Genomic DNA, 13181 nt, shown 5'->3' with positions numbered 1-13181 from the left:
CGGGGGCAACACCAGCGGCCCGGCAAAGCCGGTTCCCCGGTGTTCCTGGAAAAGAGAGAATCCGCCTACTCCTGAGACCCTATGACCACGCGAGAAGATGCGGCTCGCGAAGCCGCCGCACTGGGCGAGCAACTGCGCCGTCACGCCCACCTGTACTACGTGCTCGACGCGCCCGAAGTGCCCGATGCCGAGTACGACCGCCTGTTCCAGCGCCTGCAGGCCCTGGAAGCCGAGTACCCGGAATTGCGCACGCCCGATTCGCCGACCCAGCGCGTGGGCGGCGCGGTGTTGCCCTCGCTGGCGCCGGTCCGCCACGCGGTGCCCATGCTGTCGATCCAGACCGAGACCGACACCACGGCCGCCGGCGCCGAAGCCTTCGACGCCCGCGTGCGGCGCGAGCTGGGCCTGAAGGCGGACGACCCGCCGGTGCAGTACGCGGCCGAGCTGAAGTTCGACGGCCTGGCCATCAATCTGCGCTACGAGGCCGGCGTGCTGGTGCTGGGCGCCACGCGCGGCAATGGCGAGACGGGCGAGGACGTGACGCAGAACCTGCGCACCATCGGGCAGATCCCGCTGCGCCTTCACGGCGACACAGTGCCGCCGGTGCTGGAGGTGCGCGGCGAGGTCTACATGCGCCGCGATGACTTCGAGAAGCTCAACGAGCGGCAGCGCGAGAAGGGCGAAAAGACCTTCATCAACCCGCGCAACACCGCGGCCGGCGCCATCCGCCAGCTCGACCCGGCGCTGGTCGCTCAGCGCCCCCTCAGCTTTTACGCTTACGGCCTGGGCGAGGTGCAAGGCTGGGATGCCATGCCCGACACGCACGGCGGTGTGCTCGACGCGCTGGCCGGCTTCGGCCTGCCCGTGTCCGACATCCGCACGGTGGGCGAGGGCGCGTCGGCGCTGGTGGGTTTCCACACGCTCGTGGCCGCCGAACGCGACGCGCTCCCCTTCGACATCGATGGCGTGGTCTACAAGGTCAACAGCCTGGCGCTGCAACGGCAGCTCGGCTTCAAGACGCGCGAGCCGCGTTGGGCCGTGGCCCACAAGTACCCGGCGCAGGAGCAGGTGACGCGCCTGAACGGCATCGAGATCCAGGTCGGCCGCACCGGCAAGCTGACGCCGGTGGCCAAGCTGGAGCCGGTGTTCGTCGGCGGCACCACGGTCAGCAACGCGACCCTGCACAACTTGTTCGAGCTGCGCCGCAAAGACGTGCGGGTGGGCGACGACGTGATCGTGCGCCGCGCCGGCGACGTGATTCCGGAAATCGTCGGCCGCGTGCCCGGCGCACGTGCGCAGTACGTGCCCAACTTCCGCATGCCCCGCACCTGTCCGAAGTGCGGCAGCCAGGTGGCGCGCGAGAAGGGCGGCATCGACCATCGCTGCACCGGCGGCATCTCCTGCCCGGCGCAGCGCAAGGAGGCCATCCTCCACTTCGCCGGCCGCCGCGCCATGGACATCGAGGGCCTGGGCGACAAGCTCGTCGATCAACTGGTGGATGGCGGCATCGTGCACAGCCTTCCCAGCCTCTATGTGCTGGGCGTGGCCAAGCTGGCGGCGCTGGACCGCATGGCGGACAAGAGCGCAGCCAACCTGGTGGCCGCGCTGGAGAAGAGCAAGAAGACCACCTTGCCGCGCTTTCTTTTCGCGCTGGGCATCCGCCACGTGGGCGAGACGACGGCCAAGGACCTGGCGCGCCACTTCGGCAAGCTCGACGCCATCATGGGACACACGCTCGAAGAAGCGGCGACCGTCGAGCAACTGCTGGAAGTGCCCGACGTCGGCCCGGTGGTGGCCGAGAGCGTGCACACCTTCTTCCAGCAGCCGCACAACCGCGAGGTGGTGGAGCAGCTGCGCGCCGTGGGCGTTCAGTGGGAAGAGAGCGAGCCCAGCGCGCGTGCGCCCAAGCCACTGGCGGGCAAGACCTTCGTCATCACCGGCACTCTTCCTACGCTCAGCCGCGACGAAGCCAAGGACAAACTGGAAGCGGCGGGCGCGAAAGTGGCCGGCTCGGTCAGCAAGAAGACCGACTACGTGGTCGCAGGCGCCGAGGCCGGCAGCAAGCTCGACAAGGCCCAGGCCCTGGGGGTCACGGTGATCGACGAGGCCGGGATGATGGCGATTCTCGAGAACGGCCTCTGAGGCCGTGCCATGCCGTGCCTCGTTGCGCGGTGCGATGGCCGCTGATGCAGCGCGGCTTTACCAGGCCTTTACCGGCGGTTACGCTGCTTCACGCGCGGGACGTCAACAGGGGGCACAAGGGAGCGTTGAATCACATGAATCGGGCAATGCCCACCAGGAGTCCATCATGATCCATCTTCGCCGGCTCTTAGGCATCTCGGCTGTGCTCGGCGGCGCGGCCTTGCTGGGCGGCTGCGTCTCCTATCCGGCAGGCTCCTACGGGTATGCCGATCCCTACTACGTGGACCCGGGCCCGGTCGTCGTCCAGCCCAATGTCTACATCGATGGCGGTTACTATTCGCGCCCGCGCTATCCCTATCCGTACTACGGCGGGCGGCCCGGCTACTACCCGCACCCCGGCAATCCAGGCTACCGTCCCTACCCGGGCCAGGTGCATCCGGGTTGGGGCGGCGGGCGGCCGAGTGCCGTGGTCCCGCAGGTACCCCCGCCGCGGGGCCTGGGGCCGACCACCGGCGGCGTGGCCGGCACCTCCGTGCCGATACCGCCCGGCCGCAGCGCGCGCGAAATCAACCGCATGCTGAGCTCGCCCGACTCGCGCAACCAGACGCCGCCCTGAGTCGCTGCACACGAAGGCACCCGCGGCCCTGTCGAGGCCGTGGCGATAATGGCCGCATGACGGTACGCGAGATTCTCAAGATGGGTGACCCCCGGTTGCTGCGCGTCGCGCAGCCGGTGGCCGCCTTCGACACCGACGAACTGCACCTGCTGGTGCGCGACATGTTCGAGACCATGCATGCGGTCAGCGGCGCCGGGCTCGCGGCGCCGCAGATCGGGGTCGATCAGCAGCTCGTCATTTTCGGGACCGACACCGTGAACCCGCGCTATCCCGACGCGCCGGTCGTGCCGCGCACGGTGCTGATCAACCCGGTCATCACGCCGATCGGCGACGAGGAAGAGGAAGGCTGGGAGGGCTGCCTGTCGGTGCCCGGCCTGCGCGGCGTGGTGCCGCGCTTCGCCCATATCCGCTATACCGGCTTCGATCCATATGGCGACCCCATCGACCGCACGGTGAGCGGCTTCCACGCCCGCGTCGTGCAGCACGAGGTGGATCACCTGCTGGGCAAGCTCTATCCGATGCGGGTGCGGGATTTCTCGCGCTTCGGCTACACCGAGATCCTGTTTCCGGGACTCGATGCCGCCGGGGACGATTGAGCGATCGTCATCGACCGGTCGTCATCGACCGGCCGCGATCGATCAGTTGTACTTCCCGCCCGTACCGCCCACGCTGAAGCGGCCCGCGCCCATGAAGGCCACGGCCATGGCGCTGAACAGGTACATGCCCTGGAGCTCCAGCGCCCATCCGCCTTGCTTGTTGATCATGGCGATCTCCTTCATGTGGACCAGCCAGATCGCCACCACCATGTTGATGACCACGATCCACGCGGCCGGCCGCGTGTAGAGGCCGATGATCAGCAGCACCGGTGCCACGATCTCGCCGACGTAGACCAGGTAGGCCAGGGCACCCGGAAGCCCGTGCGAGACCAGCATGTTGGCCGCGAAGCCCACGCCGCCGCTGATCTTGGCGACGCCGTGCATCAGCATCAGGATGCCCAGGGCCACGCGAAGTACGAACTTGCCGGTATCGTCGGAACGGATCATTGGATAAAGCCTTTCTGTTGGTAAGAAAAAAACAGGGGCGATTGTGGTCGATTTCGAAAGGCGTGCGACGCAGGCGCGACGCCATGAGCGGTCGGAGACAAGGAGGAACGCGGCGGAGGGACATGCCACTGAATGGCACACCTGTTCCAGGACGCGCCATGCAATTCACCACCTCCACCAAGACCCCCCCGACTGGCACGACCACGCGCAACACAACGGCCGACGTGCAGGCCGCCAAGAAGCAGCGGGTCGAGCCGCAGCCCCAGGGCGACACAGGCGCAGCGCAACTGCTGTCGGTGCTCATGTGCAACGACAGCGTATGGCCCATCGTCGGACTCCTGCGCTCGGGCGATCTGCACATCGAGCCTGGGCCACCCCGGCTCCAGTGGAATCCTTTCCTGAACGACCCCGCCATCGCCAGGCAACAGCGTCTGGTCCTGCAACTGCTCCAGGGCATGACGCATCATTTCCCGGGACTGGTGCTGGATGCGCTGCCCGACTTGGCGGGGTCGACGTACCGGACCTTGAACCGCAACAACCAACCCGCCAAGGATTTCGAAACGCAAATCGCCGCACTCCTCGACCTGTGGTGCACCGGCAAAGTCACCGGAGAGCTGCGATCGGCCCGGAAGTGGATTGGCATCCTGCTTGAAGCGCCATGGCGCCAGGTTCCGGGCAGGTACAAGACTTTTGCCATGAGGCGGGGCTATCTCCGGCATCTGCATGCGGGCAGCCGTGCTCAGGGAGATCCTGAAATGGCCCAGTGGGCCTGGGACGAAGCCTGCAAGATCGATCTGACCGAAACCGAAGCCCAGACCTGGGCAGGCGCTGCCTCGACGCAGGCGGTGGCCGCTCAGCCTGCGCCAAGCAGCGATCCGCTGCAAAGCGCCCTGGCACGCTTGAAACCCGCCTCCGGCGAAGAGGCCGCCCTCTATGCCAGCGGACTGAACGCCGCCGAGCAGATGGCCCACCTGCTCGGCTGCTGCTCCTTCGCCGATCGGCTGACCCCGGACATCCTTCGACTGCTCGGCCATGGCGGCGTGCTGCTGGAGCCCCGGCTGCCTGTGTCACCGGGCAGCCTCGTCAACCAGACCTGCTGGCGAGTCACCAGCCCGCCGCAGCCTGCGCTCATCGTGGCTCTCGCCAACCTGTTGTGGGGTACCTACCCCGCGCTCGCCAGCAAAGTCGTGGAACTCCTGCTTGCCGCGTGGCAGGCCTGTCCCGGTGGCGAGGACCGCGCGTATCTGCGCAATGCGCTCATCTACACAGCGCTGGGCCAGCATCGCGACCATCCGGCCATTCTTCAGTTCCCCAGCTGGATCCTCGTGCTGTCCGAAGCCTTGGCGGGCGACACTGCCTCCGGCCAGGCGCGCATCGAGGCCGAGCAAGTCCTGCTTGCATGGCTGCAGCCATGGAGCAGCGCTCCCGTCGACATGCACCTCGCTGCGGCCGCATTGAGGCATGCACTCGCGAACGCGGGGCAAAGCCAGCAAAGTCAGCACTGCCTCGTCGCATGCGTGGAATGCCTGCACACCGCCGCTTGCCGCGACCCGGCCCATCGTCGATGGACGGAATGGGCGCTGCTTGCCCTGTACCAGATGGCGGTCCCGGCCGCACGTGCCGCGCTTCAGCGCTGCCTCGCCGCCGCCGGGCAGAGCGCCCACTGCGCAGCGCTGGCGACGCAGCTCGAGCGCGACGGATGGAAGAACCCGCAAGCCATCCTTCCCTCGCAGGGGGACGCTGATCGAGGCGCTCAGCTGTTCTCGCTCCTGAGACTTGCTCCCCCGCCTGCGCGCACCGCGGCCCTGTTGCGGATGGCCAAGCGCCACGGCATGCTGGCCCCCGCGGCAGCAGGCATCGTCCCACCGGGCGAGTTCCTGCCCTTTGCACAGCACCTGCTGAGCGAAGCCTGCCTTTTGCAGGAAGCCCTCACGCCGCGCCCGGCGGAGATCGATTTGCTGCTGTCGACCTGCTTCGACTATCTGATGCGCTGCCACGAGCTGGGACGCACCGCCCCCGGCAGCGCGCAACTTCTGCAGGCCATCGCATCGTCCCTGGCCGATCTTCTGGCACGGCGGAGCACGAATGCTGCGCCCCTCACTGCAAACGGCCAGCGCGTTTGCGGGGAAATACTTCTTCGGTATGTGGAAGGCGAGCTCCGCCTGGAACACCCGCAGGTGCTGTGCTTCCTGGGGCAACTGCCCTTGGCTTCTTCCTCCGGCGCGCTCAAGTGGGTTTCCATGAAACAGGCCTGGCAGGTGCTGCAGGCGCTGGAGCAACAGCTGCTGAGCCAGCCGAACGGCCATCCCGGTGACGCTCTGAACAAGGTGGCAGAGTACGCCGAAAAGCTATTTCGAGAGGCATCCTTCGATCCGCCGCGCCAGCGAGCGCTGCTGGCCCACCAGCAACTGGAATCCAGGGGATGGCCCACAGACCTGCAGTTGCTGGTCGATGTCTATCGGGGACCGTGGGGCGCACAGCGCGCGCCCATCATCCAGCGGCTCCAGAGCTACTCGGGCGAATCGCCCGCACCCAAGCTCAGTTCTGACGAGATGGCTGCGCTCATCCGGGCCCAGGCAGCGGCGGCACAGATCCTGGCCGAAGCGGCGGCGCTCATGGCGTGGGGCATGGGCGCACTGCCAGGCGAGCTGCTCGACGTGGCCAAAGTCTGCCTGCGATTGCTGGAGGCCGAGCCTGTCAAGCTCCCGGATGTCAGCGAACTCGCCTGTGCGGTGGCCGCCGTCCTCGCCAGTCCCCTGGAACTCGGTGACGCACGCAAACCGTGGGAGCAACTGCGAGAGCTGCTGTTGCGTCGTTGGAGACCGGGGGGGTATGCGATTGCGGGCCATGTGCTGCTCGATGTTGTGTGGCCACACCTCGAGACCGGCGGACCCGATCCCGAGGTGGCGCAGGACCTGGTGCGCGTGTATGCCTGGCATGACGACGGGGCACTGCGGCAGCGGGTGATCAACATCCTGAGGGCGTACCCGGACAACCCTGGCGTCAAGGCGGCGCTGGACGAATGCCAGAAACACCAGGTCGAGCTCAAGCTCCATGACGCGCTTCGGCTCGCATACCAGAAATTGGCCGACGCGAAACTTGAAATCGTGTTGCGGGACGGGGATGACATCGGCTTGGGTGGCAGTGTGGAGTGGAACTCTTTGCAGCTGGTGGGAGACTACGTGCCAGAACAACACCGGGCACTGCTGGAACAGATCGCGCAACTGACGCCGCTGGAGGACGCGGAAACGTACGTGCGCATCCTCTGGTACCTCTGCGACAAGCACGGCGACTTGCAGGCCGAACACGAGGCCGCACGCAACGAGTGGCCGGTCTACCGGTTCACCTACAACTCGCAAGTGACCGTGACCATCGACGGTACCCCGGCGCAGAAGTGGATCGGTTACATGCTCATGCAGGACTTGATGCACGAGGCCTTCCCCGGCAAGCCCTTCCACCTCGCAAACAACGAGCTCACCGTCGATCCACGCGATGTGGATGTCCGTTCCTTGCGCGCGCGCCTGTACGACCCGGAAGCGCGCATCCGGGCCGCGGCGGCGCTCGTTCCCATGGTCGTTGCGGTGCAGAAGAACAAAGGGTGGGACCCCAATGTTTCCTACTGGCCTGTCGCCGAGTGCCTGCTGGGGTGCCTGCTGGGCGGGAGGCAGGCCGAGGCTTCTGAGGCTTGGGAAGTGCTGTGGAACGGGTACCGGACGACGCCGAAAATTTGGGAGGCTGAAGCGAATCCGCTTCCCAGCGCCTTGACCATGTATACGTTCTTGACCCACATGCCGAGGGCGCAGGGTATGTCTGTACTACGTGCCCGGTGCATGATCTTGCGGTCTCGGCATCCACTTTTTTATGCAAGCGAGTTCCAGAGCGCGTTCGAGGCTATCGCCAAAGAGCTGGACTGGCGCGATCCAGATCTGGGGGCGGAGGAAAGGTGGCATTGGGCCCTGCATTGGTCGAGTCACGATCGATCGACGGCACTGCAGGTCTGCAGGCCTGCGCTGCCTTTGAGCCTGGAGCGCTCCGAGGAATACGTCAGCGCAGCGGTGCAACTCGATCCGCAGCAGTCATTCCTGGCGGACCTGCGCAGCCTGACCCTCGCGGAAATGAATCGCATGGTGGCTGCCCAACCCATCAGTGAAGGATGTTCGGTGTCGAGTTGGGCTTGGGGTCGATTTGCATACGACCCGCCAGAAGGCCTGAAATCCGAGGAGCTGGCGTCGCTGCAAAAGGCGGTGGAAATGATTTCCAACATGATGCGATGGGACGGCAAGTCAGAGCCAAATAAGTTGAGGGACTGGTGCCTCCAACTCGCGAAATACAAGTGCATCCCAGTGCTGGCCACCTTGTTTCCGCGGATGAACCATCTCGACAAGGAAGCAGCGTGGACTGCCGTGAGCGGCGTCATCCGCCAACTAGCCGCCGCCAGCCCTCCCGACCCCATGGCGGCGTGTGAGCTGCTCGATGCCGTTCCCGTCGACGCTCGCAATACGGACTGGTATGCGCTGAATGTGCGTCTGGGGCACAAGCCAGTCCCGCCCGCCATCGCGACCGCGTCGCCCGTGCCGCAGCAAAGGCTTGAGGCATCCTTGCAGCGGTGGCTGGCATCGCCGCCGAGCATGGGTGGCGTGAAGCTGAGCAAAAAGACGCTGCAAGCCGTCATGACGCTTTGCCTGACGCTGGGCATTGACGCTGGCGCAGGAGCCGACGCCGTGCTCGCGCTGCTTTTGAAGGCGGATGATGGCGCAGATGCGCTGGCCGCCATCGAGAGCGGCCGCCTGGCGGTCACCTTGAGCCCCGCCTCGGACATCACCGGCAGGATACGATGGACGATCGGACCCAACGTGAGAGCCTTCGAGAGCCTTGGCCAATTGGCCCTGCTCCTGCTCCAACGCGCCGACCCCGCTGGTATTGGCCTCTTGCATCGGCTGATTTGCAGCGACATGTCGCCGGCGCGGCGAGGCGAGCTTTTGCGCAAGGTCTTGCGGCTGTGGGGGCACATGGCCAGCCATGATGTTCGCGCCTGCAGCCATTCTGGCTGGGCGAATTTCTTTGCACTGGCGTTACGCCAGCCGGATTTTCCGGCAGACATCGCGACAGCGCTCAAGGAAACCAGGCTGAAGATCCTGCAGCGCTGGCAGGAGGGCGCGTACACCATTGCAGCGCCTGTCGTCCTGGCCCTGCTGGACAGCCGCGTGCTAAAGAGTGACGTCGATAACGACGAAGCCTTGTTTCTGCGCCGGCTGTATGAACAGGCCGATTCGGCACCCGTGCGGCGCTGGGTTCGCCAGCGTGCGATGTGGCTGGGCATCGCCCACAACATCTTGCCGCCGGCGCAGGATGATCCATCAAGCGGGGTGCATCAAGAGATTCTGCGATGGCTCCTGGCGCAGCGAGGCATCGACCTCAGTCGACGGCAACACGGGGCCAGCCACTGGGGCGATGTGCAGCTGGTAGCCGCGTTGGCGGTACATCTGGACGCTCCCCAAGGGGCCTCTCTGCTGCTGGACTACGAGGCGTGGCAAAGAAGCTTCGTGGGTGCACAAAGGCTTTTCTGGCCGTTTGCCGAAGTCGCGCTGAAGCTCCCCTCATCCTCGACGGCGCTGCGCGACAGACTGATCAGCGCATGGTGCACGCTCGCAAGCAATCCCGGCTCCGAAGAAATCGAAGCCATTGCGCGCACCGCCACAGCGCTGAACAGGTTGTTGATCGCCGAAGGCTGCCATGAAGACAGCGCCACGCTGAAGAGTTCGATGAATGTCACGCTGAAAACGCGCGTCCTGGACTGGGACACGGGTGAGCTGCGCCCATAGCCTGGCCCCTTGCCCCGGCCCCTCAAGCCGCCAGCGCCTCCAGCAGCTCGGTCTCGATCGCCGCCTGCGTCCGCTGCCCCTGCAGCTCCGGCCCGCTGATCAAGAAGGTGTCTTCCACCCGCTCGCCCAGCGTCGTGACCTTCGCCAACTGCAGGTTCAAGTGATGCCGCGCCAGCACCCGCGCCACCGAGTACAAGAGGCCCGCTCGGTCGCTGGCCGAGATGTTGAGCAGCCAGCGCTGCGCCTTCTCGTCCGGCAGCAGGCTGACCCGCGGCTTGATCGGAAAGCTGCGCACCCGGCGCGAGACCCGGCCCTTGCCGGGCGAGGGCAGGGGGCCGGCTTCGTCCAGCGTCTTGGCCAGGCCGTTCTCGACCATGTTGATCAGGTCGCGGTAGTGCTCGGGAATGAAGGTCGCGACCACCTGGAAAGTGTCCAGCGCATAGCCGTTGGTGGCCGTGTGGACCTTGGCGTCGAGGATGCTGAAGGAGGCCTGGTCGAAGTAGCCGCAGATGCGCGCGAACAGGTCGGGCTGGTCGGGCGTGTAGACCGCCACCTGCAGGCCTTCGCCCACGGGCGAGAGCCGCGCCCGCACGACGGCCGGCGTGTGCGGGTCGACGGGCACGTTGCGCGGCGGCACGTGGCGCGACAGCTGCTTCGTGTGCCAGGCGATCTCGGAAGCGTCGTGGCGCATGAAGTAGCCCACGTCCAGCGTCTCCCACAGCCCCTTGTGCGCCTCGAAGGGCTGCGCGTGCAGCGCGAGCTGCACCAGGGCCTCGCGCTTGCGGGCTTCGACCTCCGCGCCGGGGTCGGGCATGCGTCCGCCCAGGGCGCGCAGGGTGTAGCGGTACAGGTCCTCGAGCAGCTTGCCCTTCCAGGCATTCCACACGCGCGGCGAGGTGCCGCGGATGTCGGCGACCGTGAGCAGGTACAGCGCCGTCAGGTAGCGCTCGTTGCCCACGCGCCGCGCGAAGGCGGCGATCACCTCGGGGTCGCTCAGGTCCTGCTTCTGCGCCACCTGGCTCATCACCAGGTGCCCGGCCACCAGGAATTCGATCAGCTTCGCGTCCTCGCGCGCAATCTCGTGCTGGCGGCAGAAGCGCCGCACGTCGCGCGCACCCAGCTCGGAATGATCGCCGCCGCGGCCCTTGGCGATGTCGTGGAACAGGGCCGCGACGTAGAGGATCCACGGCTTGTCCCAGCCGCCCGCGAGCTGCGAGCAGAACGGATACTCGTGCGCATGCTCGACGATGAAGAAGCGCCGCACGTTGCGCAGCACCATCAGGATGTGCTGGTCCACGGTGTAGACGTGGAACAGGTCGTGCTGCATCTGCCCCACGATGCTGCGGAAGACGCGCAGGTAGCGCCCCAGCACCGAGGTCTGGTTCATCAGCCGGAAGGCATGCGTGATGCCGCGCGGCTCCAGCAGGATGCGCATGAAGGTCGCGTGGTTGACGCGGTCGTTGCGGAAGCTGCTGTCCATCACGTGGCGTGCGTTGTAGAGCGCGCGCAGCGTGCGCGCCGACAGGCCATTCACGCCGACGGCCTTCTGGAACAGCAGGAAGGTTTCCAGGATCGCATGCGGATCCTGGATGTACAGATCGTCGCTCGCCACGTCGATCAGTCCGCCCTTCTCGAAGAAGCGGTCGTTGATGCGCGTGGCCTGCTCCTCCTGCGGATAGAGACGCTCGGCGATGTTGAGCATCAGGATCTGGTTGAGCTGCGTCACCGCCTTGGCCGCCCAGTAGTAGCGCCGCATCAGCGCCTCGCTGGACTTGCGCTGCGATTCGCTCACGTAGCCGAAGGCCGCGGCCACCGCGACCTGCATGTCGAAGACCAGGCGGTCCTCGCGGCGGTTGGCGATCACGTGCAGGCGGGCTCGGATCAGGCTCAGCAGTGCCTCGTTGCGCTTGATCTGCTGCACCTCGAAGGCGGTGGCCAGCCCGTTCTTGGCCAGGTCGTCCCAGCGCTGGCCGAAGCCTGCGGCCTTGGCCACCCACAGGACGGTCTGCAGGTCGCGCAGGCCCCCAGGCGACTCCTTGCAGTTCGGCTCCAGCGCGTATGGCGTGTTCTCGTACTTCTGGTGCCGGTGACGCATCTCCTGCGACTTGGCTTCGAAGAAGGCCCGCGGGTCCATGGCATGGCAGAAGCTCTTGCAAAAGGCCGCGTAGAGCTTCTTGTCGCCCGCGATCAGGCGGGATTCGAGCAGCGAGGTCTGGACGGTGACGTCCTTGGCCGCCTCGGCCAGGCATTCGTCCACCGTGCGCACGCTGGAGCCGATCTCCAGGCCCGCATCCCAGCAGTTGCCGATGAAGGCTTCGATGCGTGCCGGGTCGATCTCCTGGGCATGGTCCGGCGGCAGCAGCAGCAGCACGTCCACGTCGGAGTAGGGGAAGAGCTCGCCGCGGCCGAAGCCGCCGACAGCCACCAGGGCCAGCCGGTTGCCGAAGCCGGCATCGTCCCACAGGGCGTGCAGCGCCTCGTCGGCGAGCGCCGCGAGCTGGCGCAGCACCGTGTGCACGCTGCGGGTGGGCGCGCGCGCGCTGCGCGCCTGGTCGTACAGCGCCAGCTTGTGCGTGCGGTAGGCGTCACGCAGCGACGGGAGGTCGACCATGGCAGCCTCTCGCAGGCCGAGCAGCGGCTTCAAGCCGAAACGCTGGCGAAGGCGGGCGGCGGCGGGCTGCCGGCCGAGAGCGTGAGCACTTCATAGCCCGTCTCGGTGACCAGCACCGTGTGCTCCCATTGCGCCGACAGCGAGTGGTCGCGCGTGACGATCGTCCAGCCGTCGTACTTGCCGCCCTTCGCGTCTTCCTTGATGTCGCGCTTGCCGGCGTTGATCATCGGCTCGATGGTGAAGGTCATGCCCGGCTTGAGTTCGTCCAGCGTGCCCGGCTTGCCGTAGTGCAGCACTTGCGGCTCTTCATGGAAGCCGCGGCCGATGCCGTGGCCGCAGAACTCGCGCACCACCGAGAAGCCGTTGCTTTCCGCGAAGCGCTGGATCGCGAAGCCGATGTCGCCCAGGTGCGCGCCCGGCTTCACTTTCACGATGCCGTGCCACATGGCCTCGTAAGTGAGAGCGCACAGGCGCTTGGCGGCGATGGACGCGTCGCCCACGATGAACATGCGGCTGGTGTCGCCGTGCCAGCCGTCCTTGATGACCGTGATGTCGAGGTTGACGATGTCGCCCTTCTTGAGTGGCTTGTCGTTCGGGATGCCGTGGCACACCACGTGATTGACGGAGGTGCAGATGGACTTGGGGTAGGGCACGCTGGAGGCACCCATGTAGTTGAGGGGGGCGGGGATCGCGCCCTGGACCTGCGTGATGTAGTCGTGGGCGAGCTTGTCGATCTCGTTGGTGGTCACGCCGGGCTTCACGTGCGGGGTCAGGTAGTCCAGCACTTCCGAGGCCAGCCGGCACGCGGTGCGCATGCCGGCCACGCCCTCGGCGTCTTTGTAGGTGATGCTCATAGGGCGGGAATTATCCCATCCGCCTCGCTAAAATGCCCGGTTCGCGCGGATGGCCCCAGTCAGCGGCCACCGCCTCATCTGATCTGGATTCCC

7 protein-coding genes are annotated in these 13181 nt (G+C 66.4%); 4 read left to right on the top strand and 3 right to left on the bottom strand.

Features of this window, described 5'->3' with window-relative positions:
- The first annotated feature begins 81 nt into the window (after positions 1 to 81).
- From ligA to def, 3 genes are all read left to right on the top strand, one after another.
- Positions 82 to 2142 (top strand): NAD-dependent DNA ligase LigA, encoded by a 2061-nt coding sequence (ligA, locus tag ABEA07_RS09520; RefSeq protein ID WP_345537438.1) that lies wholly within the window; start codon positions 82 to 84, stop codon positions 2140 to 2142.
- A 166-nt stretch (positions 2143 to 2308) separates the two neighbouring features.
- Positions 2309 to 2758, top strand: a complete 450-nt coding sequence (locus ABEA07_RS09515; RefSeq protein WP_345537437.1) for a hypothetical protein — start codon at positions 2309 to 2311, stop codon at positions 2756 to 2758.
- A 56-nt stretch (positions 2759 to 2814) separates the two neighbouring features.
- Positions 2815 to 3354 carry a peptide deformylase gene (gene def / locus ABEA07_RS09510; protein WP_345537435.1) on the top strand — a complete coding sequence of 180 codons (540 nt, stop codon included), beginning with the start codon at positions 2815 to 2817 and terminating at the stop codon, positions 3352 to 3354.
- A gap of 42 nt (positions 3355 to 3396) precedes the next feature.
- On the opposite strand, the gene ABEA07_RS09505 is transcribed toward def, so the two are convergent.
- On the bottom strand, positions 3397 to 3801 hold the full coding sequence (locus ABEA07_RS09505) for a DoxX family protein (RefSeq protein ID WP_345537434.1): 405 nt from the start codon (positions 3799 to 3801) through the stop codon (positions 3397 to 3399).
- 158 nt (positions 3802 to 3959) lie between these two features.
- Between ABEA07_RS09505 and ABEA07_RS09500 the strand changes: the two genes are divergently transcribed.
- Positions 3960 to 9623: a death domain-containing protein gene (locus tag ABEA07_RS09500; protein WP_345537433.1), complete on the top strand. Its 5664-nt coding sequence runs from the start codon at positions 3960 to 3962 to the stop codon at positions 9621 to 9623.
- 22 nt (positions 9624 to 9645) lie between these two features.
- Here ABEA07_RS09500 and ABEA07_RS09495 read toward each other — a convergent pair whose 3' ends face one another.
- Complete coding sequence (locus ABEA07_RS09495) at positions 9646 to 12234, bottom strand: [protein-PII] uridylyltransferase (RefSeq protein ID WP_345537432.1); 2589 nt, start codon at positions 12232 to 12234, stop codon at positions 9646 to 9648.
- Between the two features lie 29 nt (positions 12235 to 12263).
- The gene (gene map / locus ABEA07_RS09490; protein WP_345537430.1) at positions 12264 to 13088 is read right to left on the bottom strand and encodes a type I methionyl aminopeptidase; all 825 of its coding nucleotides are present in this window, start codon (positions 13086 to 13088) and stop codon (positions 12264 to 12266) included.
- Positions 13089 to 13181: the final 93 nt, after the last annotated feature.

The sequence above is a fragment of the Variovorax defluvii genome, from assembly GCF_039541515.1.
In the GTDB taxonomy this organism is placed as follows: domain Bacteria; phylum Pseudomonadota; class Gammaproteobacteria; order Burkholderiales; family Burkholderiaceae_C; genus Variovorax; species Variovorax defluvii.
This window is presented reverse-complemented; position numbering and strand designations above follow the sequence as displayed.